The organism is Microcoleus sp. PH2017_34_RAT_O_A, assembly GCF_020737885.1.
Taxonomy (GTDB): Bacteria; Cyanobacteriota; Cyanobacteriia; order Cyanobacteriales; family Microcoleaceae; genus Microcoleus.
On sequence record NZ_JAEQDD010000023.1, the window covers coordinates 1 to 26,612 of the forward strand.

Annotated in this window: 38 protein-coding genes and 1 tRNA gene; 20 read left to right on the top strand and 19 right to left on the bottom strand. The window is 46.3% G+C overall.

The window, feature by feature from the left end:
• Window positions 1-346 (bottom strand): hypothetical protein (locus tag JGK11_RS10690; RefSeq protein WP_293211556.1); only part of this gene is annotated, 346 nt, incomplete at its 3' end.
• 405 nt (window positions 347-751) lie between these two features.
• Here JGK11_RS10690 and JGK11_RS10695 point away from each other — a divergent pair.
• The 6 genes from JGK11_RS10695 to JGK11_RS10720 all read left to right on the top strand — a co-directional run bounded on the left by JGK11_RS10695 (window position 752) and on the right by JGK11_RS10720 (window position 6,296).
• Window positions 752-1,333, top strand: coding sequence for a hypothetical protein (locus tag JGK11_RS10695; RefSeq protein WP_293211558.1), 582 nt, complete (start codon window positions 752-754; stop codon window positions 1,331-1,333).
• Window positions 1,333-2,214, top strand: a complete 882-nt coding sequence (locus JGK11_RS10700; protein ID WP_293211560.1) for a hypothetical protein — start codon at window positions 1,333-1,335, stop codon at window positions 2,212-2,214. Before JGK11_RS10695 ends, JGK11_RS10700 begins: the two co-directional genes overlap by 1 nt.
• Window positions 2,214-3,671: a hypothetical protein gene (locus tag JGK11_RS10705; RefSeq protein WP_293211563.1), complete on the top strand. Its 1,458-nt coding sequence runs from the start codon at window positions 2,214-2,216 to the stop codon at window positions 3,669-3,671. Before JGK11_RS10700 ends, JGK11_RS10705 begins: the two co-directional genes overlap by 1 nt.
• Before the next feature lie 11 nt (window positions 3,672-3,682).
• The gene (locus JGK11_RS10710; protein WP_293211566.1) at window positions 3,683-4,687 is read left to right on the top strand and encodes a hypothetical protein; all 1,005 of its coding nucleotides are present in this window, start codon (window positions 3,683-3,685) and stop codon (window positions 4,685-4,687) included.
• A 61-nt stretch (window positions 4,688-4,748) separates the two neighbouring features.
• On the top strand, window positions 4,749-5,060 hold the full coding sequence (locus tag JGK11_RS10715; protein ID WP_293211569.1) for a hypothetical protein: 312 nt from the start codon (window positions 4,749-4,751) through the stop codon (window positions 5,058-5,060).
• Window positions 5,061-5,213: 153 nt separating this feature from the next.
• Window positions 5,214-6,296: a hypothetical protein gene (locus JGK11_RS10720; protein WP_293211572.1), complete on the top strand. Its 1,083-nt coding sequence runs from the start codon at window positions 5,214-5,216 to the stop codon at window positions 6,294-6,296.
• A 113-nt stretch (window positions 6,297-6,409) separates the two neighbouring features.
• Here the strand turns inward: JGK11_RS10720 and JGK11_RS10725 are convergent, their stop codons facing one another.
• On the bottom strand, window positions 6,410-7,075 hold the full coding sequence (locus tag JGK11_RS10725) for a tetratricopeptide repeat protein (RefSeq protein ID WP_293211574.1): 666 nt from the start codon (window positions 7,073-7,075) through the stop codon (window positions 6,410-6,412).
• A gap of 396 nt (window positions 7,076-7,471) precedes the next feature.
• Here JGK11_RS10725 and JGK11_RS10730 point away from each other — a divergent pair, with 396 nt between their 5' ends.
• The 7 genes from JGK11_RS10730 (at window position 7,472) to JGK11_RS10760 (ending at window position 11,045) form a co-directional block, all read left to right on the top strand.
• Window positions 7,472-8,116, top strand: a complete 645-nt coding sequence (locus tag JGK11_RS10730; protein WP_293211577.1) for a hypothetical protein — start codon at window positions 7,472-7,474, stop codon at window positions 8,114-8,116.
• Between the two features lie 87 nt (window positions 8,117-8,203).
• The gene (locus JGK11_RS10735; RefSeq protein ID WP_293211579.1) at window positions 8,204-8,545 is read left to right on the top strand and encodes a hypothetical protein; all 342 of its coding nucleotides are present in this window, start codon (window positions 8,204-8,206) and stop codon (window positions 8,543-8,545) included.
• An 8-nt stretch (window positions 8,546-8,553) separates the two neighbouring features.
• Window positions 8,554-9,027, top strand: a complete 474-nt coding sequence (locus JGK11_RS10740) for a hypothetical protein (RefSeq protein ID WP_293211581.1) — start codon at window positions 8,554-8,556, stop codon at window positions 9,025-9,027.
• Between the two features lie 38 nt (window positions 9,028-9,065).
• Window positions 9,066-9,413, top strand: coding sequence for a hypothetical protein (locus JGK11_RS10745; RefSeq protein WP_293211583.1), 348 nt, complete (start codon window positions 9,066-9,068; stop codon window positions 9,411-9,413).
• Between the two features lie 281 nt (window positions 9,414-9,694).
• Entirely contained in the window at window positions 9,695-9,925 is a 231-nt protein-coding gene (locus JGK11_RS10750; protein ID WP_293211586.1) for a hypothetical protein, read from the top strand.
• 3 nt (window positions 9,926-9,928) lie between these two features.
• A complete protein-coding gene (locus JGK11_RS10755; protein WP_293211588.1) occupies window positions 9,929-10,279 on the top strand; it encodes a Calx-beta domain-containing protein in 351 nt (116 codons plus the stop codon).
• Window position 10,280: 1 nt separating this feature from the next.
• Window positions 10,281-11,045 carry a C39 family peptidase gene (locus JGK11_RS10760; protein WP_293211590.1) on the top strand — a complete coding sequence of 255 codons (765 nt, stop codon included), beginning with the start codon at window positions 10,281-10,283 and terminating at the stop codon, window positions 11,043-11,045.
• A gap of 45 nt (window positions 11,046-11,090) precedes the next feature.
• On the opposite strand, the gene JGK11_RS10765 is transcribed toward JGK11_RS10760, so the two are convergent.
• The 14 genes from JGK11_RS10765 to JGK11_RS10830 all read right to left on the bottom strand — a co-directional run bounded on the left by JGK11_RS10765 (window position 11,091) and on the right by JGK11_RS10830 (window position 18,177).
• The gene (locus JGK11_RS10765; RefSeq protein WP_293211592.1) at window positions 11,091-11,618 is read right to left on the bottom strand and encodes a polynucleotide kinase; all 528 of its coding nucleotides are present in this window, start codon (window positions 11,616-11,618) and stop codon (window positions 11,091-11,093) included.
• A gap of 33 nt (window positions 11,619-11,651) precedes the next feature.
• Complete coding sequence (locus JGK11_RS10770) at window positions 11,652-11,873, bottom strand: hypothetical protein (protein ID WP_293211594.1); 222 nt, start codon at window positions 11,871-11,873, stop codon at window positions 11,652-11,654.
• Between the two features lie 15 nt (window positions 11,874-11,888).
• Window positions 11,889-13,034, bottom strand: a complete 1,146-nt coding sequence (locus tag JGK11_RS10775; RefSeq protein WP_293211596.1) for a tyrosine-type recombinase/integrase — start codon at window positions 13,032-13,034, stop codon at window positions 11,889-11,891.
• A 15-nt stretch (window positions 13,035-13,049) separates the two neighbouring features.
• Window positions 13,050-13,610, bottom strand: coding sequence for a hypothetical protein (locus JGK11_RS10780; RefSeq protein ID WP_293211598.1), 561 nt, complete (start codon window positions 13,608-13,610; stop codon window positions 13,050-13,052).
• A 16-nt stretch (window positions 13,611-13,626) separates the two neighbouring features.
• A complete protein-coding gene (locus JGK11_RS10785; protein WP_293211600.1) occupies window positions 13,627-14,190 on the bottom strand; it encodes a hypothetical protein in 564 nt (187 codons plus the stop codon).
• Window positions 14,178-14,447, bottom strand: a complete 270-nt coding sequence (locus tag JGK11_RS10790) for a hypothetical protein (RefSeq protein ID WP_293177651.1) — start codon at window positions 14,445-14,447, stop codon at window positions 14,178-14,180. The genes JGK11_RS10785 and JGK11_RS10790 overlap by 13 nt, the downstream gene beginning before the upstream one ends.
• On the bottom strand, window positions 14,444-14,995 hold the full coding sequence (locus tag JGK11_RS10795) for a hypothetical protein (RefSeq protein ID WP_293211603.1): 552 nt from the start codon (window positions 14,993-14,995) through the stop codon (window positions 14,444-14,446). Before JGK11_RS10795 ends, JGK11_RS10790 begins: the two co-directional genes overlap by 4 nt.
• Window positions 14,929-15,228 (bottom strand): hypothetical protein, encoded by a 300-nt coding sequence (locus JGK11_RS10800; RefSeq protein WP_293177645.1) that lies wholly within the window; start codon window positions 15,226-15,228, stop codon window positions 14,929-14,931. The genes JGK11_RS10795 and JGK11_RS10800 overlap by 67 nt, the downstream gene beginning before the upstream one ends.
• 65 nt (window positions 15,229-15,293) lie before the next feature.
• Entirely contained in the window at window positions 15,294-15,929 is a 636-nt protein-coding gene (locus tag JGK11_RS10805; protein WP_293211605.1) for a hypothetical protein, read from the bottom strand.
• A complete protein-coding gene (locus JGK11_RS10810; RefSeq protein WP_293211607.1) occupies window positions 15,926-16,426 on the bottom strand; it encodes a hypothetical protein in 501 nt (166 codons plus the stop codon). The genes JGK11_RS10805 and JGK11_RS10810 overlap by 4 nt, the downstream gene beginning before the upstream one ends.
• Entirely contained in the window at window positions 16,413-16,826 is a 414-nt protein-coding gene (locus JGK11_RS10815; RefSeq protein WP_293177636.1) for a hypothetical protein, read from the bottom strand. The genes JGK11_RS10810 and JGK11_RS10815 overlap by 14 nt, the downstream gene beginning before the upstream one ends.
• Window positions 16,823-17,041, bottom strand: coding sequence for a hypothetical protein (locus tag JGK11_RS10820; RefSeq protein WP_293211610.1), 219 nt, complete (start codon window positions 17,039-17,041; stop codon window positions 16,823-16,825). The genes JGK11_RS10815 and JGK11_RS10820 overlap by 4 nt, the downstream gene beginning before the upstream one ends.
• Window positions 17,042-17,155: 114 nt before the next feature.
• Window positions 17,156-17,929, bottom strand: a complete 774-nt coding sequence (locus JGK11_RS10825) for a hypothetical protein (protein ID WP_293211612.1) — start codon at window positions 17,927-17,929, stop codon at window positions 17,156-17,158.
• Window positions 17,930-17,958: 29 nt separating this feature from the next.
• Window positions 17,959-18,177, bottom strand: coding sequence for a hypothetical protein (locus JGK11_RS10830; RefSeq protein ID WP_293177629.1), 219 nt, complete (start codon window positions 18,175-18,177; stop codon window positions 17,959-17,961).
• Window positions 18,178-18,562: 385 nt separating this feature from the next.
• Here JGK11_RS10830 and JGK11_RS10835 point away from each other — a divergent pair, with 385 nt between their 5' ends.
• Window positions 18,563-19,294 (top strand): tetratricopeptide repeat protein, encoded by a 732-nt coding sequence (locus JGK11_RS10835; RefSeq protein ID WP_293211614.1) that lies wholly within the window; start codon window positions 18,563-18,565, stop codon window positions 19,292-19,294.
• 71 nt (window positions 19,295-19,365) lie between these two features.
• Here the strand turns inward: JGK11_RS10835 and JGK11_RS10840 are convergent, their stop codons facing one another.
• Window positions 19,366-19,656 (bottom strand): helix-turn-helix transcriptional regulator, encoded by a 291-nt coding sequence (locus tag JGK11_RS10840; protein WP_293211616.1) that lies wholly within the window; start codon window positions 19,654-19,656, stop codon window positions 19,366-19,368.
• Window positions 19,657-20,033: 377 nt separating this feature from the next.
• Between JGK11_RS10840 and JGK11_RS10845 the strand changes: the two genes are divergently transcribed.
• The 6 genes from JGK11_RS10845 to JGK11_RS10870 all read left to right on the top strand — a co-directional run bounded on the left by JGK11_RS10845 (window position 20,034) and on the right by JGK11_RS10870 (window position 26,049).
• Entirely contained in the window at window positions 20,034-20,561 is a 528-nt protein-coding gene (locus tag JGK11_RS10845; RefSeq protein WP_293211618.1) for a hypothetical protein, read from the top strand.
• Window positions 20,562-20,880: 319 nt separating this feature from the next.
• A complete protein-coding gene (locus tag JGK11_RS10850) occupies window positions 20,881-21,570 on the top strand; it encodes a hypothetical protein (RefSeq protein ID WP_293211620.1) in 690 nt (229 codons plus the stop codon).
• A gap of 39 nt (window positions 21,571-21,609) precedes the next feature.
• Window positions 21,610-24,159: a phage/plasmid primase, P4 family gene (locus tag JGK11_RS10855; protein WP_293211622.1), complete on the top strand. Its 2,550-nt coding sequence runs from the start codon at window positions 21,610-21,612 to the stop codon at window positions 24,157-24,159.
• Window positions 24,160-24,202: 43 nt separating this feature from the next.
• Window positions 24,203-24,736, top strand: a complete 534-nt coding sequence (locus tag JGK11_RS10860; protein WP_293177609.1) for a hypothetical protein — start codon at window positions 24,203-24,205, stop codon at window positions 24,734-24,736.
• A gap of 113 nt (window positions 24,737-24,849) precedes the next feature.
• Window positions 24,850-24,999: a tyrosine-type recombinase/integrase gene (locus JGK11_RS10865; RefSeq protein ID WP_293211625.1), complete on the top strand. Its 150-nt coding sequence runs from the start codon at window positions 24,850-24,852 to the stop codon at window positions 24,997-24,999.
• An 84-nt stretch (window positions 25,000-25,083) separates the two neighbouring features.
• The gene (locus tag JGK11_RS10870; protein ID WP_293211627.1) at window positions 25,084-26,049 is read left to right on the top strand and encodes a hypothetical protein; all 966 of its coding nucleotides are present in this window, start codon (window positions 25,084-25,086) and stop codon (window positions 26,047-26,049) included.
• 221 nt (window positions 26,050-26,270) lie between these two features.
• Here the strand turns inward: JGK11_RS10870 and JGK11_RS10875 are convergent, their stop codons facing one another.
• Together JGK11_RS10875 and JGK11_RS10880 are read right to left on the bottom strand one after the other, a co-directional pair.
• On the bottom strand, window positions 26,271-26,420 hold the full coding sequence (locus JGK11_RS10875) for a hypothetical protein (protein ID WP_293211629.1): 150 nt from the start codon (window positions 26,418-26,420) through the stop codon (window positions 26,271-26,273).
• Window positions 26,421-26,521: 101 nt separating this feature from the next.
• A tRNA-Thr gene (locus tag JGK11_RS10880) sits at window positions 26,522-26,593 on the bottom strand.
• Between the last annotated feature and the right edge of the window lie 19 nt (window positions 26,594-26,612).

The following is a 26,612-nucleotide window of genomic DNA, read 5'->3' on the forward strand; positions in this document are numbered from 1 at the left end:
TTGTGTAAGTGATTGGCGGATTATTCTTTAAAATCCGCTGCCCTCCAGCCAGACTGAGGAATCCAGCCACTATTCTCTGCCACAGACTAGGGTGCGGGTCAGTTTTTGCCTCATGCGCGGTAATTGCCTCCGTGGTCTCTGTGTCGCGGGCGATCGCAGAGGGAATGTCCGCGTCAGTCAAAGCTGTACCGCTTTGCCGATACCGTCCGTCTCCTTCTGCCTGCGTTAAATAAGTCGGGTGAGGATCTGTTTTGGCTTCGTGGTTTGTGATCGCCTGGGATACTTCAGAATCCCAGGCTAACTCTGGGGGCAGGGCCCCGGAGGGCTGTAAGTTTACTAATGGCATTACACTAACGTCGCTTCGCAAAATTGACAGCTAGAGGCTCCACCGCTGCCCATAAGGCTGATGGCTCCCAGATATCGCGGCTCGCCTGGATCCGGATACCAATAATAGCCGACGGGAATAATTGCTTCATAGAGGGTTGTAGAAACCGTCGGACCTTCTCTCATTAAGACTGGGTTCGGGCCTAAATTATATATAGAAAATGTAGCTCGGTTAGCGTTTGCCGCTATCAGCGGAGTGGTAGGGGGCGTAGGACCAGCGGGTATGCCTATGGTGTTACACACTTTGGCGTTGCGAGTGTCTTCAGCAATATTGATGCTTGATTGAGTTTGTGGATTTAGATTACTAAACGGCATTCTTTGTATACGATAGATAGTAAGTCTAGTATACAAAATTTATACGATACATATGACTAATATCGTACTCCCGACAACGCCCGGGACGGTGACCGCTCCAACTCTAGAGGGGATGATCTTCCAGCTAGCCTGGAATTTTGGGATAGGCGCAGAAAAAGACTCAATAAAAAATCCCAACCAGGTTGACTACGTGAGTGCTACCATTGAGCCCGAATTTGTATATGAGTCTTATCCAGTCGCAAATGCTGGGCGAATGGTAATTGTGGTATCCGGGCTGCCCATTGCTACTGTGGCGCTTCCCTACTCAGGGCGATCGACCGTCGGCTTAAGTGATTATCTAACTGGATCGGGATTTCTTCCCGGCAGCGGCGGGACGCCAACCTTTGCCCTTGCTGCTGCCAATTGGTGTCAGCATTTATGGGATGCCATTTTACTTCTGCATCGGCTCCAGATCCAGCCGGCAAAGAATCCATTAGGATTGAACTTAGTGGCTAGCTGGAACATGGAAGGAGCGGGCACCAACAGCGTCTTAAATGCAGTGGGGAGTGCCAATTTGGAACTCCCTCTGATGTTCGTTAACAATGGTGGATTTCCTACAATTTCGGCGACATCTCCAATGGGCAATTTAATATAATGTTTCAGGAATCGAGACCAGAAATTACTGGTATTTTTCAGACCAATTTCGCCCAAATTGATACCACAATTAAGCCCATAATTGATTGGGCTGCAATTTGGGCTGCCTATATGCCGCCTGTTGGGTGGACGATTGCGGGGCGAGCCTCTGAGATTAGATTTATGCAGGCGATTTACAATCTTCCTAGCATTAGGCGGGCTCCAGTGCCCGATATAACATTGTATGAAGCCGACGAAATCACTAGGAACAAGATGCAGGAGAATTATCGTCTTGCTCCCTGCAAGGCAATTAAATTATCTGTCGATCTAGGTGATGGAATATGGCAAAATAGATCCGAAACATGGATTCAGAATGTAGGGCAAGAGGGCTTCAAAGAGCTCAAGATGCCTTATCTTTCTGACGCTTCTGGATTTTGGGGAGCGAATCAAAAAGTAGGGGCGCAGATTGTTCCCGCAGGATTTCCAGCTAGCGGTGGATTGGGTGCGAATGATTACATAAGGATTCATGGCTCTTACCGAATAATTCCGACACTTGTGCCGGATTTGGGTGCGAAACCCTTCGCCAGCGCTCAGGGATTTTCTGTGAATGTGGGGACTACCTCTCCTGTGCAGGTTCTGCCGCTGCGAAATTCGCGATCGCTCTTGTACCTAACTTCGACTGGGAAAATCTGGTTTTCTTTTGCAAACAGTTCCGCTGGTGTTGCTCCGGCTGGGGCTTGCGCCTTCCTTTCTCCCGGCGGCGCCCTCACTTACGAAAACGGTCGCCTTGCATTTGATGGCGGCCGGGGCGATATTATCTCGCTTAAAAATACCTTGGGATTTCCCCTGTGGGCGATCGCACAGGGATCTACTGCCACAGTTAGCGGTACGGAGTATTTCTAATGGTTTTACCTACAATTGATCCACAGAGAGGAAGGGCTGGGATTGGATTCGAGATTGCTGGAATAGGCAAGGCCGGCATTTCCATCGGAACTGATAGTATTGGCGGCAAGCTTGGACTTGGGCCTGTAAGCGTGGGAGTCGGCACCGGTTCCGCCTCGGGGTTTGAATCCCTAGAATGGGATTTTGGTGCTGCCAAACAAAAAACTACTCAGGCCGGATGCACGATCACCAGGGAATCGTGGATTGCAGGAGTTGGCATCACCGAATCTGAAATCTGGACAGATCCAAGATGCGAACAAAAAAAAGCCCCGCAGGAGCCCCCCCCCATAACCACTAGCCCCGGCCTTCCCCCAGGGGCTCTTACCCCTAAGCAGATTGATGCTGGAATGGGTTCCAATACTTGCTCTGCTTTTTGTATTACTGGGTATTACAATGATTCTGGAGATGGGTCTTTTAGCAGAACTCATGGATTCTGTTACAAATATCGACCGTTTGTTGATGCTTTTGATAGGCCAACAGGAGGGGGAATTGTTGGATGGAACGATGAGTATATAAATACCCTTTCAGACGCCGAAGAAAATTACAGTTCTTTGGGTGGAATGACACAATACATCAATGACACTAGCGATATAACTATTCTCTATTACACCGTCCCGGATAGAGTTAGGACTCAATGTTTCCCCCCCCCACCCCCCCCACCCGCTCCAACTCCAATTGTAACGATACCAAATACGCCCCCAGAACCCATGGATAAAGCCTGCTGTGCAATGCTAAGTGAAGTTCACCAGGTTCTCGCTGCACGAGAAATGCTCCGAGGGAAATGTACTTTCCCTTGGCGCTTAAGGATGCCGGGCGGACAAGGGGAGGAAGTTATCAAAGATTATGCCAATTTCTTGCGAGCGTTAGCCCAGGAAATAGATCATTTAGGGATACATCCCCCCAAACTCTACATCCAGGATAATAATAATGCTGTAGAGGGCGACCAGACTGTAGATATTCAGTACCCAAGTGCCACATCTGCCTTTGAGGCGATGATGAAGCAGGTGTGGGACGACAACGCAGATGGAGACACCCGTACCAATTTTCTGTATAGATTGGCTTGGATGGGTATCCAGAATTCAGAAATGACACTGAAGTTAAGCGCTAAAGTTCACGCTCTGTGCGAAGCTTTTGGAGTAGAAACAGAAGTAGACACCGCTACCTTTCCAGTACCTTTTAATACTGCTGCTGGAGTAAAGGAAAAAAATACTAGAGGTCAGGGTTTTGGGAAGAATAAAGGAGGGGAGATTGACAAAAGTATTGATGCCAATACAGAGTTGGCGATTGAAGAATTGCTTCCTGATTTCTTGAAATGTCGGGAAAATCAAGTTTTAATTGAGAGGTTTTCCGGCAACAAAGATATGATGGATATGTTAACACTGATATTGACGCACGTTGAAAAATTGAATTCTAAATAGGGATTAAATCAATGCCAGAAAAAATTATAAAAGTTGACGAAAAACAAACGAGTAGTGCTGCGACCAACTATGGAGATGCTGATAATAGCTGGCTCTCCAAAATTAAAGGTACTTTTGATTGGGTGAAAATCCCACAAATAGATCCGGGGAAAATAGCAAACGATATTAAGGAATTAGTGCTCAAGGGTTTAAGGGGGGAAATCCTCAAGGATATTGCTGGATTCTTTACGGAGCATATAAAAAATATGTTTGGCAAAGGGAAGGATTTTCTCAAAAAACAAATTAGCTCCATAATGACCGTTAAAGGTAAAATATTAGGTCAGCTAAATACTGCGGAGGGGCAGGGGCTCGCTATTTTTGGGGCGATATCTGCTGCCGTGATAGGAGGTGGGGTTTTGCTGGGTGCTGGGCCTGAGGTTGTTACTGCTATGCTGCGCCTGTATCAGATTGGGTACACCTTAAATCTTAAGGAGACAGACCAACAGATTGAAGACCAGTTGAAAGGGCAAATGACCTCGTTGTATTCGATGGCGGGCGATGCTTTTGGTACCGGGCTTGCAAGCTTTCTAAGTGGGGGGGTATTCAGGATTCCCCGAATTCAAATAAACATGACAAGGGTTTCTATTTTGTATCGATCGCTGAATGAAGAAGCTAGAGTTCAGTTGATATCCCAAGTAAAAAATATTAGCAGAACTGCCTTTTTTGCTGGCCTCAGAATGATGGTAAAAATATTTTATAGAGATACCAGAAAAATGTTGAAGCAATTGGCAAAAAAACAGCCAAATCACCCCTTAATAAAAGCTATTCCGGGAGGAGCAGAAACTTTCAAAAAGTGGGGCTCGGGAGGGCAGCCCTGGAGCATGGCACTGTATGTCCAAAATAAGCTAGAAAAGCTTCAAGGAAGCTCAGATCCGTTCATTAAGAATATTGGAGTTTTTCTCGAATCGGCTGCCGAAAGTTTTGGAGAGGGGATTCAAGAATTTTTGCCGGATCTGGTTAGACAACCAATAGCTTAAAAATATGGCGAGACCAAGAAATATACAACGACGGCCAAAGTTAACCGAGAAAGGCAGGCTTTTGGACAACCAGCAAATTAGTAAAAATATCGATAATTGGGTGGAGACAGAATTTCAAGATGAATTGCGGATGACGGCATTTCTTGATGTAAATACTCGTCGCCAAATCAGATTGGGTACTGGTGTGGGCGACATGGAAGTATTTAATGAAGAATTCAATAATGGATTTTCTGGAACTTCCCAGTTGTCAACTTCCCAGCAAAAAGGGAAAAAGGGATCTCAGGCTTTTGGGGAACCGTGGAAAAACCGCCCGAAATTAAAAAAAATCTCCCAGGAATACAAGATTGGGTATCGTCCACCATCCAAGCAATAAATGGCTCCTAAATCCCCTAAATCCTCTAAATCCCCCTCTTCCTCTCCTCAAAATGATCCTACTAATTTGGGTAGATTTGAGCGGAAGATAACCGAGGAAATTAACAAGAGAGAAGCCCCCACTTTTGTGGAGGGCAAGCCTATTCCAATCAATATGGAAGAGCGCTCTTTTTTTGATGTTTACGAGCTGGATTTTGGTAGATTAGATGACGAGCCACCCCTAGTGATTGTGGGGAATGATGCTCAAATTGCCCTGCAAGCTTCGCTACTGAGAGCCTTGGATCAGATGCTTACTTCTCGCGGTTTGGGCTTTTTTAATTTCTGGGAATGGGCTAAGAGGTTTGAAGTTGGTTTTGAGGGCTTCGACAGCCCCGAGCTAAAAAAGATGCGAGGTGGCAAAAATAAAGAAGTTTGGCCGGGAGTGAAGCGCGAGGATCGACCCTTGATTCGCGAGCTCAAGCCTAGTGATGTGCTTGGGGATATTGATTTCAAGTTGGTACAATTTTTCCCGAATAGAAGTGAGAAAGAAGAGTGGAAGATTTTTACCGGCTCCTACCGAGAGATATCTCAGCAAATTATCATCTGGTGGAATCAAAAAGAGGCCGGTGCTGGCAGTGGCGGGGTTGCTTCTCGGCTCACTTCCGATATTTCTCAATTGAGTAAGCACCCGTATATCAGTCTTTATTTTCGGGAGCTACCAAATTCTGCTGGGAGCAGGGGTGGCACTCAATTAGAGAGCGAAATCAGCTTCAGGCTCATGGATATGGTGGAGTATGAGGGGCTCATTCCGGGCAAATCTGTAATTTCGATCGCAGATATTAAGCGATTCAAAAATACGATCGAGCGAACTTTTAACGCCACCCCCGACAAGCCGTATCAAATCCAGCGGGGCCGAGGAAGCTACACCTACAACAATTGGCCACTGGGATACAAATTGTGGTTGCTGGGAAATTCGGCTGCCGAAGCGGAGCGGGTGTTTAAGGATATTTTGAAAATCCAAAATCACACATTTGATGAGATTTATATGGGTGTAGGGGCCAGCAGGAACCCAGCTAAGAAGTACCCAATAGCTCAGCCTAAAAAGAAGGTGGTTGGCGAGGACAAATCTTTACCAAATCAGAGGCAAACTGGCATCGTTACTTTTCGGTGGGCAAAATTAATCCTCCCCATGACTAAAGAAACCTTTATACTGGTTTCCCGCGAAACAAGGACAAAAGTCGATGAAAGATTAAAATAAATGCTTTACAAAGAATACACAATTAAATTAATTCAAACTTCTAAGTTGGATGATTATCAGCAAACATAACGTTGATGATACAGCCCAAAAAAATCAATTTGAAATATTCTAAACTACTTACCTATTGTCTGTAACCGCTGCTTGGCTATCTTCTCGTAGGTGAACTGTTTGTGGTTCTTGAAGAAAATAGCTGCCTGCTGGAAGTCTGCTTTAGCTTCGGCTTTGTTGCCAATTTTTTCGTAGGCGTCGCCGCAATTGAGATAGGTGGTGGCGTCATTGGGAGGCAGAATGCCAATTTTCAAGTCACTGTCAAAACAGTCGATCGCATTTTCATATTTTCCCAGAGCCGCATAACTCCTACCAATTTTAAAGTTAGATTCTGCCGATCGCTGTATCAGCAGGCGGTGCTTTTCGCGAAACTCCTCAATTTCTTCTTTGCTGCGAAAAAGGACGTCAACCTCCACGTCCAAGGCGCTCCCATCCCTGACAGACTCATTCAGTAAAGCTGCACCCGCCTCATTGTATTTTCTGATAGCTTCTTGATGCTTCCCTGCTGTTGCCAACTTGTCCCCCACGGCCTCCAGCGCACCGGAATTGCCAGTAATTGCCCGCCCCTCAATTTCAGTGAGACCGTCAGCGTAGCAGGTATTTTTGTATTTTTCATTAAGCTTGGCTTCATCTCGATCGGGAGGTAATGAGGGTGCTGCGGACTCTGTGGGGCTTGTGTCGATCGGGATTGGGAGGGTATTGGTACCGGAACTAGGGTGCAGCCACCACATAAAAGTGCGATCGCTAATATTGCTCGTTTGACAGGCTGCATACTAAAAATCCTAACAGTTTGGCTATGAAAATCTTCCCAGAATTTGGATGCTTGCAAGGGCGATCGCGCTAAATAAATTTATTCAGCACCCACGGGCTAGCTCCGTGCTGGAGATAATTTTGTTTTTTAAGCAATTTTGCTCGGCACCCAACACCGATCGGGACGCCAAACCCCCCACTTCTCCAATACTTAACAAAAATTTACAATTGCTCTTACAAAGGGTAATTACGATTTCGGAACATTTAAATAATCCTATACAATCTGCAACCCCCAAAACCACCTGACAACAAGCGATACAGCCATTGACAGCATTTATGGCGACCGCTAGGGTGAGAAGTAGGAGGAATATTCTTAAATGCCCAACAATAAATATCAAAACAAGGATGAGGTTTCCGTTGCCATGGGCAATGGGTTAGTCTACGTATTTGAGACCAATGTTGACACAAACGAGAGAGTCGCTCTAGGGCATACCGTTATTGGCGCTACAATGCCGGCCCTGGCCTTTAAAGGTGGGAATAGCCCTAAGCCGCGTAGGGCGAAGCGGCTAACCGCCGATGGCTGGAATTCTTCATTTTGCGCTGAGACGCCGACAACTGTAATTCCAGCATTAAAAACAGCGGGTTGGCAGGTTGGTGGAACGCCGAAAAAGCGGGGAATTGTGACTGGGGCAACTGCCCGCGCTGTGAGCGTTTACGTACTTGTTCGTGGAATTAAATTTGCTTGGAATATGCCGAGCGAGACCCGGGCGTCGATTACTGATGCCACGATGACAGCTCTCGGTATCCAAGTCGCAACAGCAGCTGACATCGACACTCTTGTGTGGGGGGCCAGTCTGCCGAGACCGGCTAAAGTGCAATTTAAGAAAACCACCGGGCCCTTGGGCGGTGGAGCCGATATTCTGACAACCTATTGCGGCCAGGCCCAGGAAGACAATTTACCGGCTGGGTGGAAAATCATTCGGCCGCGGCTGAAATTCCCAGGCGATCCGCTAACCCCTTAAGTAAGGCTAACGACCTGGAGATTCCGACCCTCAAATCTCCAGGTAAAAATTAGGCAAAAATTTTGACAACAGTAAAGGGAAACCACAATGGACATACTAAAAGAAACGGACACCAAAACAGGTGAGCCAGCCCTGCCAACTCAGGCAGGGATTGAGGCTACACCAATTTTCAAGGCATTTTGTGATGCCAAAAAGCAGGAAGCTAAAGATTATGTGATGAATGCTTTTGGACTAGAAGTAAACCTAGAGGATTTGATTGTCTGGCGCGATGATGCTGGCTGGCCCGATCCGATGGGCAAAGCCGCTTCTCACAAAATTATTGTCTCCAACCAAAAATACAGGGATAAGGAAGGCAATACTTTAGGTAATTACAATGTTTGGCGCAAACTACCAGCACCAACTGACGCTGAAATGCCTATTAATTCTTAGGTGATCAAATGTGGGCTTCGCTAGGGGAAGTAACGCCTCAATTTGACCTGTGGTTGCCTTTCCCAAGCGATGCTGGCAGCGCCAGTGTATTTCGATTTCAATTTGTTTCTACTGGAAACCCCGAAAACATATTTAGCATTTTGTGGTTTCGTCGGGTATGGCAATTTGGGGCTTTTCGCGAAAAGCAAGTTGAAATTGCCCACCGAATATACCCCCAAATTCACTCAATCATCTTCTACCTGCCAATTCCCGATCCACTGGAATATGCGGGGTTAGTTCCGGCGGGGTATGAGTGCAAATTGGAGCGTAGGTACCGGAAAGGTAACTACGCCGAGCCAGTTTTTTACATTTCTCTGCAAGCTTTTGTACCACCTCCGGGAACGCCAATTTCTGAGGCAGAAATCGACTTGAAATTGAGCGAAATTGATTTTCAAAAGATTATCAATAAGCTTGACAGTTTGCCAGATATTTCTGTACCATAGATTTGCCAAAGTAAAAAACAATCTTCTAAATTACAAAAATGAGCAACTTAACTGAAGTAACGAACAGACTAGCGGATGGTCAGATCGAAATTTACAATGTATGCAAACGCTCGGCCGAGAGAGTTGCATATGCTTACGAATTAATTGCGGCACTTGTAGAAGTGACTAGCCAATTAGAGGCAGCAGTTGGTGATGACCCAACCTCGCAAAAATTCCAAGCAATTGCCGATAAAATTGCTACAGCACAAGAGTCTGCATCTGCGGATTTGGTATCATTCCAAAATATTATTGACGCGTTACCTGATTTTGCTCCCGGTTTGCGGAACATGGCAAGCACGCCATTTAATCAACCCCCTGCGCCAGCAGAAGAGCCTCCGGTAGCATAGTTCATTGGGGCGATCGCGCCCCTTTACTTGTTATTTTATTTTATTTAAACTATGACTTATGGCTACAATGACTGTTACCACGGAAATATTAGGGTTGGCTATTGGGCTCGCGACTCCAGTAAGCGCAGGACTTTGGTGGTTTTTTGGTCACTATAAAAACCAAATTGAATCAAACCTCCGCCGGGAATTCCGACATGAAATCGACAGAATAGTAACAGAACAAAATCACTTGTTCTGTTATCTGGAAGATAATATACCGGGCTACCAGCGACTTCAGGTAAGTGGCGAATACCGCAGCGTATTTTATCAAAATTGCGACATTAGTAAAAGTCGGAGAGCAAATGGGTAAAATTGCTGCTGCTGCCGTAGGCTTTATTTTTATTTTTAGTAGCATCACCTTGGTATTTCTCGCGCTTGCCCATAAAGAAATACCTGATTCTCTTTCTTCTCTTTCGATTTATTCTATGACTTCATTTGTAAGTCTGTGCGTACCATCTCCATTACAGAGGTGAAACATGGCTTTTATAATAAGCAGTAAAGAATTTTTGGTAGCCGAGGGCAGTAAAGTCCGTGGTGCTGTGCTCCGGAAAGGGGACACATCGCTGGCTGAGGTCGTGTTAATTTCTACCTCAAACAAAACCGCAAAGGCGGGCGTAGATTATGACCGTCTGGAAAAAGAGATCAAATTTCTACCGGGAGAGCGGCAAGTGGATTTCGATATCCAAACCCACCGCAATAATCAGCCTGATTTTCAAAAAGAGTTTACCGTCCAACTAATAAGGATTCCCCAAACCCATTTCGGGTATGCGGGTCAGCTAGAAAATCCAAGTCTAGCGGTGGTCAAAATTCTCGATATGGATACTTAAAATGATAAAACTAACCATTACCCATCCTACGCTGCTGAAATCCCGTCCGCTTCAATCTGCAAATTTAGATGCAAGCGAGAAATTTCCGCTTAATCAGGGCACAGAGTATGAGCTAATTTCTTGCGATCGCGATCGCAATCACTGGCGCATTGTATTTCCCCAGTCCGCGAACCGGCCGGGCATATTTTTCGTATATGAAGGTCACTGCGAAGTCCAAAATAAAGTAGTAGACCGCTATGCCCAAGATAATTTGCCAGAGACCGTAAGACTCGAAATTCCTTATCGATCGCAACTAGACAACTTTTACAACCCTACAGGTTCCTGTAACGTTACTTCCATCGCGATGTGCCTGGACTTTTTGAAGGTTCCCCGGCGCAAAAAGACGGGGCAATATGAAGATGAGCTCTATCAATATGCGATTGACCACGGTTATAGCCGCCACAGCCCCCAAGATTTAGCGAGGATCGTTAGAGATTACGGATCTCAGGATAGATTTACTGAGTGGGCGACGATAGAAGGCTGTCAGAAGCATTTGGCCAGTGGGAATCCGTGTGTCTTTCACGGTTACTTCACATCTTTCGGTCACGTTTTAGTTGCCGCTGGCTACGACAAAAACGGATTTCTCGTCCATGACCCCTATGGCGAATGGTTCCCCACTGGTTACGACACAACTGTCAGCGGTTCCTATTTGCACTATTCTTATGATCTGATCCGGCGCACTTGCATTCCGGATGGGCAGTTTTGGGTACACCACATTTCCGCCTAGGCTAGTCTTCGATGGTAAAGCCATCGGGATTTTTTTAAGGCTGGCTTACTGACCAAAAAAGTCTACAGCCCATTGAAATGGGATATTTGCAGCAGACGCAGCCCCTTCATCTTCAGGGCGATCGCCGACATAGAGAATTTCATCAAAGCCATAAAAACTGGCGGCTAGCTTGAGCATCCCCGGATTTGGCTTCCGAAATTGGTCTTTGATCTCTAACTCTAAGGTCTCACAAGAATTTTGGTTGTAGAGAATTCGCTCCTCCGCACATTGCCCCCACAGCCTCCAACACTCGCTACCACCATCAAAATTTGGGCAGAAATATGCTTCTTCAACTTGTGGGAAAAGTTGCAAGCAGAATTTCATTTCTAGGATGCAATTTTGAAGAGATTTGTGTCCAGCCGCCACCCCTCCTTGGTTGCTGATTATTGCCATTTTCCACTCAGCGGCGGCGTATTTTATCAGGCGATCGCCAGTATTTGCCAAAGGCTGTTGATCCCAAGGATCGTTTACGAATTTAGCGCCAGAGCGCGGTGAAACGAGGGTTCCGTCTTTGTCGAGTAGTAGGAGTTTCATCGTTTTTCCCAAATATTTGTCTTTTACGTGGATCTATGAAATGCCTAGGGCTGTCTTAATTTGTTTGACCGTCTGAACATGGATGCCAATCTTATCGGCGAGTACCTGATTGTCTAGCTGTTGCCAGGTCAGGACTTCGATTGCGAGCTTGAATGGTTCGTCAAAAAGTTCATAATTTTCGTACTTACCATTACCGTAAATTTTGTGAAGCGTAGCAGAATTTTCACGGATTTTGTCAAACGTTGTTTTGTTCATGTTGGCTGCCTTTTTTTAGAATTCGGGAACTGATTTTTTATTAATTATTCCCGCATAATTGCGGAAAATGATTTCGGCTGAATTTCCCACCCACTCAGCTACTTGGGTAGGTGCGATTCCCGCTTCGAGGCATTGCGATATGAAAGTGTGCCTCGTGTTGTACTGGGGTCTATAGGTCTCCAGTACACCATCTCGGACAAGTAGTTTGACCACTCCCTCATCTTTTCCCTTGCCGTACCAGGCGGTACGCAGGTCTTGGCGGCTGATCGGTGAGCCACCTGGACGAAGAAAGACAGAGGTATTAGCGATCGCATTTTCGGGCTTGATCGACAGCAACAAAACCCTAAGCTGAGAATTACAGGGAAACTCTCGTGCCTCGGATTGCTTGGTACCTTTTTTCCTTACAGCACCGCCAACGCCAAACACGATCGCTTCCTCAAAGCTAATTGAACTGCAATCTGATTTTGTATGTTTCCACTGAAGCGCGATCGCCTCGCTGGTGCGACATCCGGTCAGGAAGAGAAATTTGACAAGTGGCAGCAGATACCCAAATTTGGTTGACTTGCTAAAAGCTTCCAGTATCTTCGCTTTCTCCTCATTCGTAAATGGACTGATTTTTGGCTTGGGTTTTTTAGATTTGATTTTTACCGCACTCCCCTTAAATGGGTTTGTCAACAACATTCCTCGATCCACCGCCCATTCACAAGCAGCATTAGCCTGCACCAGCAGTCGCCTCGCGGTGTCCGTGGGCTTGTTTTCCACCGCCCAATCCCTAATTTTTAAGGCTTCTTCGGGAAGCTGATAAGGGCAAGAAATGAGTTGCTTTAAATGACCTTGATACCCTTTCCACGTGGTCGGAGATACATTTTTTTTGCGAGAGTCAACGTATTTTTCGTAAATCTCTGGCAGCGTCAAATTCTTAGCCTGGGGAGCAGGCGGCGGATATTTTTGCCTATATTTTTCTAGAGTGATATCGAACGAGCCACTTAAGAAGTCAATTTCAATTTGCTTGGCTTTTAACTCGGCAAATTTTCGATTTTCTGGGTTATCGGAAATGCCTAAAGCAATTCTCTTGACACTTCTGCAATAAATCCGAGGCAATACCAAAGAAAGAGTTTGCCCCCGAACGCAAACTCTAATTGAATTTTTAGAAGTCCTCATTAACCGTCCTTAATGCTAGTTTGTGCCGTCGGGGTCTTTGTCGTTGGGGTCGTAAAATCCATCAAAGTCGCAGTAATCACACCCGCATCCTTCGCACCGTGGGCATACAGTTAGCGGTGGGTACTCAATCTCAGATAGATCTGCTACTTGCTTAGGACTCAACTTCTGAATCCGTTGCGGTGGTTGCCAGTTAGATCCCCAGTTTTGACGAAGTTTAGCGAGCGGAACCGGCTGCTCAAATAATTTGGGTTTTTCTACCCAAATTGCCATCGCGGCTTTCGCATCCTGGTAATAAGCGTCAAATTCACTTGGCGTAACTTTGGCTAAGTGGCCTTGATTCGTCGATTGCCACAAAATTTGTGGCGTCTTGCATTCACATTTACTGACAACCACTACCCCAATTGCTTCCCCAACTGGTAGCGTGGCATAAATTATAATTGTGTCGCCGGGGAGAAGAAGGCGACTAAACCCAGCCTTTCTGAGCTCGACACTCTTCCTGTTACCGGAATCAAAGAAAAGTTCCGCCCATTTTGGGCGGACTGAAATTATGAATGTGCGATCGGGATTCATTTCCACAAGCCTATATTTCTTACTAAAAGTTGCTACCAAATTTCAAGGTCAGCTCGGCAAGTTTTGCCTTGCCATCCGCGAATTTGCGTCCCTTCATTTTGAGAATATTCTCAATGATCCAAGTTTGGGTTTTACCTTCGGAAGTAGCCGCTTCCACTTCCCGCCACAGAAGCAAATCGCTAGGGATTTCGATGGGCTCGGCGGAAGTGGAAGCAAGTTCAAATTCTTCTCTCCATTGGGCTTCCAGCGCTTCTCGCGTGGAAGCTACTTCCGCATGGGAAGTTTGCTGGGAAGCTAGAATAAGCTCAGCTTCCTGCCGTCGTTGCTGCTCGGAAACATACACCGACGTGCTGATTTCATCTACCAAGTCAGCAGCCACGGCGGCATCTTTCATAGCCTCAAATTCCTCAGCTTTTGCTACTTTCAAAGCACAGCGCCGTGCTTCAAAGCAGCAAGCAAAACTAGACGCCAGGGCAACACCCTGTATGAAATTGTGCAAAGGGATTTTACGGGAAAAGATGAAAGGCGGTGCTAGCCACAGGCAAACCCCAGAGATGGATAGAGCCGAAACTTTTAAGAGCGACATAACATCACCCCCAGCCCGACTAAAGCCCCGACTGTGCTTGCGACTAGCCGAAAGCGAAACTGTAGCAGGTCTATTTTCAAGATTGCGATAATGGCATCGTCCAGCAGCCAAGCAGTAGCGCTGACGATGAGTTTGAGAGCAAAGAGTGCCTGCACGAACAGCAGCAGGGAAGGGTGCAGCGACGCCATCCAGCAGAGGAAGCTGGAGGCAATCGCAGTCAGCAGAAAGTTGTTGCCAAGTGCGATCGCCTTTATCATTCTTTCACCCCGCCCAATAACTTAGTCTTGATGGCTTCTATCCGTGCAGTAGCATCGGTTTCAGCTTTCTCAAGCCCAAAACCTAATCGGGCATAACCAGGACGCAACCCCTGCAAGTGCTTACCTAGACCTGCATCAGCACGTTTCTTTTTTAGTTCGTTGGTTGCGACACTTTTTTCGTACCCGCGGTGCAGCTTGTGGACTTTTGCATCGGCTTCCTCAATCTTGGTCATTGCCCCATAAGCGCGTTTTGATTGGCGCGCGCCGTCGGTCTTTTCCTTTGCCAATTCCTTCATGGCGTCCGCTTCCTCAGCGGTGAAGTAGCGCGGGGTATCGCATACTGGCACGGAACGGATAGAGGTAAACTTGCCGGGATTTAGTGGCGTGATGACGCTGGCATCCGTTGGTTTGCTAATCGCTTCTGATTTGTGGCTGATGGCATCGCTACCGCCACCGCCGAATAAGGCTGTCATTGCTCCCATTACTTCCTTCCTAATTCGATTGTGATTCTGACAGGTAACTTGCCAACCAAAGGTCTGAACAGGCAAAGCAAAGATACCATCCCGACAAAAAGGGCGATCGCTAATTTCCACTTAATTTGGGCACGGTCAGACACCTCGATCGCCCTTTTTGGCAGAGGTACTAACTCCTCGCTACCTTCGAGCAATTTTTCCCAGGTTGTCAGTTGCCTCCGATCGCCGTAGAGAGATGCGTAGGGAGTCAAGCCCAAGTCCGCCGCTTGAGATTTCAGATCATGAAGCGACTTCTTGATTTTTGCCATAATAAATAAGCTCCGATTTTTTGAATGCCGGTCGATAACTTTGCACGCGATCGACCGACAACGACTCACTGATGATTTCCTGAAATTTTCAGGGCCCGGAGATGAGCCAAGGCATCCTCCTTGGCTTTCTCCTCGGCTGAGAAAATCGCTAGTGCTTGAGCGATTCCTCGGTTTTCGGCTTCCTGAATCTCAAGGTCGCTAAGCGCATTAGTTCGCTGCTGGCTGGCTTGGTTGCAAGCAGCAATCTGCATTAATTTGGATTGGATACCACCTCCAATTTCCTCGGAGCGGACGGTAGCGCTTTGTCGCATCAGAGAAATTTTTTCCTCCAGTGTTGCCACGTGGTTAACCACACAGAGCGTTGTGACCGGCTGAGTGGGAGGATTAGCAATTTGAATTAGCCGATCAATCATCTTTTCATCTTTAGCCTCGCAGGCCGCAATTAAAGCGATCGCCAATTCCGAATAGCGGGTATTTTTTGCACTACCTCGGCGGATTGAATCGACCCGGCAACCTCGAACTCCTAGCAAGTGAGATATTGAGCGCTGGAAACCCGATTTTGTAAGGTCTGTGCGTTTCAGCGCTTCATTTGCCCCGATCCACTTGTCTCGAATCGATTCATCAATCGATTCGCTATTTAAGTGAATCGATTCAATTTCAGGGTGAATCGATTCACTCATTACTTCAACTTCTACGCTCATTCTTCCTCCTTATCTTCAATCAATTGTTCAATAGTCAATATCGCCAATTCGTCCGTAATCCCTAGGGATTCGGTCATTAGTGTCAGTGTCAATTCAAGCTGCCACTTACTCATCCAAGCAAACTTCAGCGATTCAATCACAGGGGTGTGGTGCTTACTACGATACCGGAGATAGCTGGATAGTCGCCTCCACATATTTCGGTTAAATAAAGCAGGGAAGATTTTCCAGCAACCTCTAGACGATCTATTAACAAGCTCGAATGCTTGGTGCAATCCATCCGAGCACTCAATGAGCTGCGAATCGGAAGCCATCGCATTAAATACTAAGAAGAAAGTATGATCGGCCTTGATTGCCACATCAATTTGACCCGCCGACAAGAGTCGATCTCTTGAAATGCCCGATGGCTCGTCGGAAAAGTTCAAACTCCAGCCATCGGGAGAGTCGTCCCTAATGAACTGTAGGTATTTCCACTTTTTATCAACGCTAAATTCCTGCATCTTTTTTTGCCTTTAGGTCAGTCAGCAGTAAATCAGCAAATTTGACAGCCATAGCAATGTTCTGATCATGCGGAATAGAGCGGTTCATGGGGTCAGAAGAAATGAGCGCCGCCAATTGATCTGATGCAATGTGTGCCCTCAGAGTGGCGGCTGATGAGATGGTTGCACTATCGCCCTTAGCAGGAGGATTGCAAGGATAGTGATCGAAAGATTCAAGAGCCAAAGATTCAAGAGCCAACCTAGTCCTGTTGACGCCGTGCCAAGCATCACCTAGCGTCAGGTCTCCAGGATTATAGCGATCGTCCTGTTCAATCTCACAAAAAAGTTCACTAACAAAGATTTCATCAATTTGATTTTCGATGCTTTGCAAGGCTTGTTGCAGTTCCAAAATTGTTTTCATTGAATTTCTACCAGTAAATGACGGGGGATGATTTTGCAGCCACCGCCGGGAAAACAGACCCGGTAAGGGCTGAGATAAACGGGGCGGAGGCGACCAGTTTTTTCGGGGCCGCCCAAAACAAGAACTCTAGCTCCTGATTCAATACTAAATTGGGGCAAATCAAGAGTGAGTTGTACGTGCCAGATGGTTTTAAGTTCCGGTTTGCACTTTTTCATTTTTCTATTCCTTTTTCAATGTTCGGTGGTGAATTTTGCCCGCAGAAATCTCGCCCAAGCATTGCTTAGACTTGTGGATATGCGGATGATCGAAAGATTTGTGCGTGAAACCGACTAGACGACAGCAATATTCGACAGATACTCAGACAAAACTTGGAAGTATCTAACAACAGAATTTCGAGAAATTAACTCACGCTGCATTCGCTCATAAACCCCTCCCTCTTTGGTGATTAGATATCTAGGTGGGATACCGCAAATAGTGTGCCTGGAAACGGATAAAGCTTCGCAAAGCAATTCAATTTCGGTAGTATCACAGCCGACGCACTGAATATTAGAAAGGTGCTCGGAGGGTACTTGATAGTAGATGATTCTTCCGGGATGGGAGGACAACAAGCTCTTGTGATACAGGCTACCGCCGTCGATCAAGCAGGGAGGAATTTGAGTGGTGCGATACTTAGAGGCCGATTTATCGCTCAAAAGGCAAATATCATAAATCTCGGGTTCAACAATTTCTGGCTGAACAGATTCAAGCGGTATTTCTTCGGCGACAGGCTCAATCTCAACTGCTTCGGAAAGAACTTTAGCCACCCAACGAGATAAGGAAACTTTGGAATTTCTTTTCGGGGCTGACAGGGAGGTGGTGAAGGATTTGGCGAGGAAATCTACCATGCGCTTGAGTTCGCAAATCGATCGAGAAATTAGCTCGTCGATCAGGGATTCGGCGTTTTCAGTGGGTAGTCTGAGGTCGGGGAAATTGAGCTTGAACATTTCTACCTTTACTGATACGGCTGTTTTGTATTCGAGAGTGACTTGCATTGATTTGCTAAGGGGAATTGTAGGCCCGTCTCTCCGGGCTGTTACGCCACTTTTGTCAGTAAGTTTTAACATGGTAGGTGTCACCAGTATTAGTTAGTTAGTTAACAGACACGCTTACCGTTTACCCATACATTTTTGCTGAAGCCAATCCCGATCGATTCGATCGATTCTTCAGAAAGGTCTACACCTTCTGTAATTTCGCTGGTAGGGCCGTGATTAACTACTTTCCCAGCAATCCTGACTGTGTTGATATTGGTAATACGGTCAACTCCGATCGTGGATTGCGATTGATCTACGTGAACTTTTCTATTTCTAAACATGACTTTTTAGCGATTTAGATCGACGCTAGTAAATTTGTAAGAGTGAAAAGAGGCCGCCGTCTTTTCGGCTGTGAGGTGCCCACCAAAACTGGCATTGAACCAGTAAGTCTTACTTTTTAGGGCAATTATTCAGGCAGTCAATCAGTAAGCTAGCCCTTGTTCCTTTCCGAGTGTCACCCAATCAGGGTTTGATTAAAGCCTTGTAAGCACCGTCGTAGCAGATCTTTCAGGTATCTGAGGCTGCTATCTCTCAGGGGTTTGGGCGGTGTTTGTTGGCGATGAAATCAGTATAGCATTAAATAACGATAAACGCTTGCGTTTATCGTTATTTTTGCGTCATCACCCAAACCCTGAGAAAATTTTGATATCACCACCAGAAACACCTATGCCAGACCTCATTACCAAAGCAGCAATGCTTACGATCGCACTTTCAGCCTGCCACGGCTGCCTAGTAGTGCCTGTTCCAATCCCAATCCCTATTTCAAATCCAAGTGAAGCTAGCCCCAACACCACCCCATCCCAAAAAAGCGCTTCCAGCGAACAGGTTGAAGGAAATAACGAAAAATACAAGAAAACCTGCCATGCAGACGCTCTAACAGAAAGCGAGGGACGAAGAATTACCGAAAATTCTGAAAATCTAGAAACAGCAGGGGACAAGCTAGCAATGTCAGGAAAATACAAGGAAGCTATCCGAAAATACAATGAAGCATCAGCAGCCATGCTCAACGAGGCGATCGCAGATGGCAGCGCGGAGGACATGGAAGTTTCTGCTATTTGGCACAACTGGCGCGGAGAGGGGATTGAGGGCTTTCGCGAAGAGAACCGCGCGCTGCTACAAAAATCAGCAGAATCTAACTTTAAAATCGGCACCAGCTACGCAAAACTTGGAAAATTAGAACTGGCTATTGACTGCTTCAATCAAACAATCAAAATCGGCATACTCCCACCCAATGACGCAATAGCCTACTTAAATCGTGGGGACGCTTACCAAAGGGTAGGGAACAAAGAGAAGGCTAAAGCTGATTTTCAGCAAGCAGTGAATTTATTCAAGAAATACAAATTGTTGTCTTACCAAAAGGATTCAGAGAAACGTTTACGGTCGGTTTCTGTCAATTAAGGGACGGTCGAAACAGCACCAACACAAAAGGCGAGCGCTCAAAGCGCTCGCCTTTTGTGATCAGATTAAAATCAACCCCTACCAACTCCCTTAGCTACCACAACAGCAGAAGGTTCAGACACCTCAACCCTAGGGGACTCAAAAGCCTCAATCAAGTCATCTAGGGTACACCGGTAAATTTCCAGCAATTTTTTCATCTTAGACGGGACAAGATGCGGGGGGGACATTTTTCGTTCCCATTGGGAAACGGTAGATTCCCGAACGTCAAGGGCTTGAGCAACTTGTCGCTGGGTTAAATTAGCTCGCTTTCGTAAAGTCATAGGAGTTAATTGAGGAATTTGTTGATTTTTTGCCTGTACCATATTATAGTAAAAGCTAGCGGTAAACGCAAGCGCTTACCGTTAGACTCCCTCAGTAACAACCAGCGATCGGGCTTTGAATTGGAACCTCAGCCCTTTCGCCACCCCCATTCTCTCAGGCATTCCGGCAATCCGCGAATCCCGGGCATCTACCCACAATCAACCTCTGCCATGGCATCCATGAAAACCCTCTTACCGACAATTATTTGGCTGACACTTGGAACCGGATTCCAATCCGATCCACCACCAAAAAGGGGCGAGGGTCGGCAACCCCAACAGGAGGCACAGATGTAAATCCAAAAACAACAAACAGACTCTTCGCAACCCATATCTTTCTTTCTGCGGCGCCTTCGCCGCTTACTTACCTCACCATCCGAAACATGGATCTCCCAAACTTCGACGACGACGACTTGGACGAACAAATACAAATCATCGCAGCCCAGGACGCAGAGATTTTCGCTCAGATGGAGCCTCTCATCGCGGGCCTAAACCACCACGAAAAGATGGCATTGGCTCTGAATGCGGTGGTGGCGATTGACAGATCTCACACCCAACTCTGCATCGTGCTACCCAGGCACGGAGCTCACCCCCCTCAGTTAAGGGTGGCGATCGCCATGCTGCGACATTTATCCCCTCAGACCCTGTGCGAGCTTGCAACCGACATTATTTCCGACGATTTCGATCTGGGCCTTGATACGGCTTCAAATCCAGAAGGGACAGGCGGCTATTACTTCTGCCCCAATTGCAACAGGAAGACAATGCACGATCTGATGCCGGTGAATTTGCCCAATTACGAGATGGATACGCTCCAAAAAATCGTCCAGGCGGAAGCAGATGTAGTGCCGACCTGTATTACCTGCTTGGAGAGAGCTAATAGATACGAAAGAGAAGAATTAGGCCTTGATTAGCCAAAACTATGAAACCCAGACCCGACCCGAACAAAAAATGGAGCCCCCAGGAAATTCTGGATATCCCAGTGCCTCGCGACCTGGATTACCGGACAAGCTCCCGCAATGCCTGCGCGTCCGCCGCGACCGAAGCGAAGATTTTGCGCGATGGCATTCGTAGAGCCAAGATTATGAATTTTCTTGAGATAAACAAGAGTGCAACAATCTCACAAATAATTCACCATTTCAAACCCGAATCGATCGGAATCAGAACAGTCTGGGGCTGGCTCAAACTGCTTGAGACTGAAGGGAAAGTGCGGCACACTAGCAACACGAATATTTGGCTTTTGTCAAACAGCAGCAAGCAACCAAGAAAATGAAACTCAATGAAATACTTTATCGGGTTCTTGAAGCAGTAGAAAAGTTAGAGGACAACGAATCAGTCAGCAAGCAGTGGATCAAATCCATCAAGGAGATAGACAAATCAGTATCTACTGGCTACTCTTTAGTCGGTACGTTTATCTCGGAAAGCGAGGAATTGGAACCCGGCTTATATCTTATTTTCCAGGAAATCGATAGGCGCTTTTTCTTGAAAAAAACCTTCGTCAAATGGGATGGAGTTGGATCAAAAAAGCGAATGTGCGAGGACGAGAACGGAAATATAATTTTTGAGGCTCGTACAGTCGAAGAAATAGAAACAGCGAGAAGAGCCATCCTATTTGATTTTTCTGGCACCAGTGCAGAACTTTTGCACTGCACCTTTTTGCCTCAAAAATGGGCTAAAAAGCTTTGGGAGCCTATAACTGAATGGCTTGAATCGCAACCTAATCTCGAAACTAAAGTCAAATTCTGGGAGGCGGAAGTTGCAGAGCGTACAGATGCCCTGCGCCAAGCACAGCAACGACTAGAGGCCCTAAAGAGACAAATTGCCTCTGATGCTAAGGAGTTAGATCCTGAGACCAAGAAGTGGCTACAAACTGGCGCAGTTTTAGGTGGCAAAAAAAAAGCAATCGGAGAGCGATTGCTTTAAAGGTCTTAAATTTTCAAAAAAAAGTAACTACATTGTATCATGTTAACAGATAAACATCTACAAGAATTCGCAAAATCTGGCATTTCTAAAGAAATAGCCGAGTCTATTTTTCGCTCAGTTTCCGACCCCAAAGAAATCGCCGCATTTTTGGGGTGGCCAGCTTATCAAGGGCCGCCCGGATGGCTCTACGAAGGGATAGATCCAGTCACAGGCAAATCAACAGGCATTGGCCAATTCAAGCCCGACGGTGGCATCACTTTTCCTGATGGGAGCAAAGCTAAATACCTGAGCCAAAAAGGGGCGGACGGCAAGGGCAAATACGATGCTTGCTGCTTGCCTGTGCCGGGGATTGATTGGCAGGAAGTAGTTAACGATATCTCCATACCAGTGAGGGTTGCCGAAGGCGGCAAAAAATCAACATCTTCTATGCTTCATACCACCATGCCCACAATTGCACTGAGCGGCGTGGATATGGCGACTTACGGCCGCAGCGGACAGCTAACCCCTACGATGGCAGCAGTTGGCAGAGAGGGGCGAATTATCGAAATAGCTTACGATTCCGACATCATTGAAAATAAAAATGTCAGGGCTGCGGCGATCGCATTTGGCAAATCGCTGAAGAAAGTCGGCTGCACGGTCAAGATAAGGCTTTGGCCCCTGGAATGGGGGAAAGGGATTGATGATGCGATTGTAAACATAGGAGTTGAGAAGTTTGATCGGCAGTCCGCGGTGGTGGACTTTGACGAGTGGCTGAAGCCGACCAAGAAAGTCAAAGAGGCGATCGCAAATTCCGGCGAAACCGACGAGCCAGAAGTCAAAGAAAAGAAGATGCCCAAGCAGAGCATCATCGCAAAGGCGATCGCTGAAGCCTACCAAAACAAACTGGCATGGCGACCCACTTACAAAAGGTGGTACCGGTACGGAGCCGAAATGGATGGCTGCTGGAGCAATGAAGAGGAAGATTTTATCAGTCGCTTAATCAGCATGGAACTGAGTGCTAGGGGGCTAGAACACAGCGCATCTTACCTAGCAGGAATCCTTAAGCTAATGAAGGTTTTCTTAGCCGTAAAGGGGTGGGATTCAACTAGAAATTTATTGCCTGCCAAAAACGGAGTGATAGACCTAAAAACCCTAAAATTATCGGCACACTCACCGCACTACAAACTAACCTGGCAACTTCCTTACAACTACGAACCTAAAGCCAATTGCAAGCCGATTACCGACTGGCTGCTGGAAGTCACCAAAGGAAATAATTCACTGCTGGAACTACTAAGAAGTTTTTTATATTCAATTATTCACGGCCGCACCGACATTCACCGCTACCTCGAAATACTCGGCCCCAGCGGTTCCGGTAAATCTACTTTCATGAAATTAGCAACAGCAATTGTAGGCGATCGCAATACACACATCACCAAGCTCAAAAAATTAGAAGGCAACTTTGAGACCGCATCTTTAATGGATAAGCGGCTGGTACTAATAACAGACTCAGACAGGTACGGCGGCACGGTTGAAACCTTGAAAGCCTTAACCGGGGGCGATTCTATACCATACGAAGAAAAATTTTTACAATCTAAAGAAGGTTTTCACCCGGAATGCAAGGTAATAATTGCTTGTAATGAACCAATCCAAGCCCAAGATTATATTGCGCTTGAGCGGCGCCGAATTACTGTACCGTTTGATAATAAGGTTGGCGTCGAAAATCAACGAAGTTTGATAGAAGAAGTTAACGGTGAAATGGTAGGAGAGTTTGTAAGCTACTTGCCAGGATTATTAAATTGGGTATTAAATACCGACCAGCAAACGGCAGAAAAGTATCTCAAGAAAACCGAAAAGATGGTTACTGGATACAAGCGAATCGCCATGCAAGCAATTATCGAGACAAATCCGATTGCGGATTGGGCAGACAAACACTTGATTTACAAAGAAGGGGCACGCTTGCAGGTTGGCGTTGCCCAGAAAAATAAAGACGGTGGCAGCAGTAATTCCTACCTTAATGTCGCCTCATGGATGTATGCTTCTTATGCAGAATTTTGCACTACCACAGGTACACATTTATTGAGCCTAAAGCGCTTTATAATGTTAGCGAATGATCTATTTGTAAATCAATTGAAACTCAATGTCCGTCACTCCAAAGACAGGGTATGCGCTTTCTTTGAAAATCTAAAACTGCGATCGGAATTTGACGACAATCTTGGATTAATTAGCGGAGAAATACCGGTGTCTACACCTGAAACACCGGTGTCTACACCTGAAACACCGGTGTCTACACCTGAAACACCGGTGTCTACACCTGAAACACCGGTGTCTACACCACTTCCTACACCACCAGCAGATCCAGACTGGGGGAAATTTCCCAGCGCCACAACCGATTCACGTGAAACCCGAAAAAACAAAGCGCTTGCCTGTCGCAATCAATTATTGAAGGCAATGGCGATCGCAAACTGCCACAAGGATTTTGTGCCCTTGCAAAGCCGTTGGACGTGGGGAGAGGTTAGCTGGGTATCGAAAAATCTATTCACCGCCGAGCAGGCACGGAAATTTATGGCAATCATGGAAACCAAACAACAAGAGCTAGATCTTGGTCAATAGGTGTTGACTAACGACTAATGACCAACATAAAGGAGTAAACATAATGACAAAAACACGAGACGAAATTCTTGGTCAGTGGGAAAATCTGATGGGGGAAACTTATTATCTTCAGTGCAGAGTAGGCGATCTTGTGGATGAATTCGACCTTGTAGAAGACAGGCTGGGATGGAGAAGCATGGGGATAGCTTCTTTCATCCAGTCAGAATCAAAATTTATCCCAGGCCAGTCCAAATTCAGCCCAGGCAGACTTTTTAAAAAAACAACGCTATTGTTTCCGGCCGGATTTCTCACAACAGAAGAAATCCAAATTTGCCTGGGCGATCGGCGGATAGGAAAAATGCTTGCTGAATTCACAGATGTTATCAGGAGCCAAATTAGAAAAGCTGCCAGCGGGCGGACGCGGGATGAAGATATGCTCGACCAGCCGCTAATAAGGAATTTGCGAGAAGCTTTTGAGGATGAGCACGGCGAACACCCCGACGCTCAGCTTATTGGATGGCATCAAATTGAGGAAAGGCTAAACCAGTATATTGTGGACATACAAAAAGAATGGCGCAAAAAACTAAAACGTAGGTAGCACAGCACAAACTTACCACCCTTATTAAGGGGACGATGAGCACCACGGTACGATGTGACAAAAAGTTAACCGCCAGACGACTACCTTGTTAGCACTCAGTATCAACTACTAATATGTTGAGGCACGGCTGCGGGTACTATTTGGCGGCCAAGGGGATAGACACCGGGGCGATTCAAGATTATCTGGGACACGCTAATATTAGCCACACAGTCCGCTACACCCAGCTAGCACCGCAGCGTTTTCAAGGGTTCTGGGAGGATTAAAAATACTTTTCTGTAATCCTTGACAGTTACCTAAAAGTTACTTATATTAGTTACATAGTCTTGTAGGTAACGGTTAGGTAACTTATGGCAATTCCATCGGTAGTGCAGGGGCAGGGGACGATCAAGACAGAGGACGGCAAGGTAATTGAGCTAGATTCTCCAAAAGGTTCTACATGGTTGGAGTCGATCGGCTCTTTCAGATTTGAGCCAGTCGGGGCAAACAAGCCCTACACAGTCCGCAAGGAATCGAACAAAGGGGGCGACTATTGGTATGGTTACAGAAAGATGTCGGGCAAGTTACATAAAAAGTACATCGGCAAAACCTCTGAGCTAAGCACAGCAAAGCTTGAAGAGGTTGCAGAGGCGCTGAATACTTTCCCACAACCACGGGTTACAGACAAAGTTACAGATACATCTAACCAGGGAGTTGCATATACGGTTACAGACAACCGCGACGCTGACAGATTGACGGCTTTAGAATTACAGGTGAAAGCGCTGCAAGAATCTGAAGCTTTGAGGAGTGGACTGCCGAGAAAGTTCGAGTCGGGTAATTTTGAAGAATTGCCTACGGCTACAGATAATGAGTTACAGACTGCTATAGGTAACTTACAGGTAACTCTTTTGAGATTAGAATTGGAAAATCAATCTCTAAATGAGGAGTTGGCAGCAGCGCGGGAAACTATCGCGACACAAGGTCTTTTGGTCCGAGATGGCGCGGATTGTGAGTGGAAATTAAAGCAAGATTTAGAGGGTGCTAAGGCGGACTACGCCAAACTTCTAGAATCCAGTAGCCACATAAAAGCCGATCGCGAAAAACAAATCACAGAATTACGGTCGCAAGTTGCGACCGAGCGCGCCGATCGAGAAGAAGTCGAGACACAACTCACCGACTTGAAACAAAATTCAGCCACTGCCAGCAAAGATTTACCAGATGCAGCCGACTTGCTTAACCAGTTGAAAGCTAAGTGGAAAAAGTCGGAAACTAAGCGGAAGGAGCCGAAGGCGGACTTAGCAGACTTAGACTTTGTTTTAGAGATTTTGGAAGGCTGAAGCGACAAAGATGCACAGTATAAATTTGCCCCCTTGATAAAGGGGCAACGAGCAGTCCATAAGCTATGGGCTGCTTTTGCATTTGTGGTGGCACAATCAACGCATTTCCGGGATTTGTGGTGGATGTGGCGCGCAAATGCCATGAAATTTAAAAATATAAATTTATAAAATCTAAAATCTAAAATCTAAAATCTAAAATCTAAAAAATATTTACTTTTAATTTAAAAACCCACCACATCCACCACATCCACCACCATCAATAGTTCCAGCCACCACAGTGCCACCACACAATCGCTGTAATCCACCACATTCGCCAACCACCGCCGGAAAAACAGAGAGGCCGGCAATGAAGACAAATTGATGCCTGTCATTGCCGACCTCTGTGGTGCTTTTGAGGGTGTTTTTAGCTTATTTTGAGTCCAGATTTGAGCCAAGTTGTGGCTTTGCCTGTCTCGAAATAGCTGAAACCCAAAGCCGATGGCGGGATTTGAACCCGCGACCGATCGATTACGAATCGATTACTCTACCACTGAGCTACATCGGCAAGACGATTATGCATAATA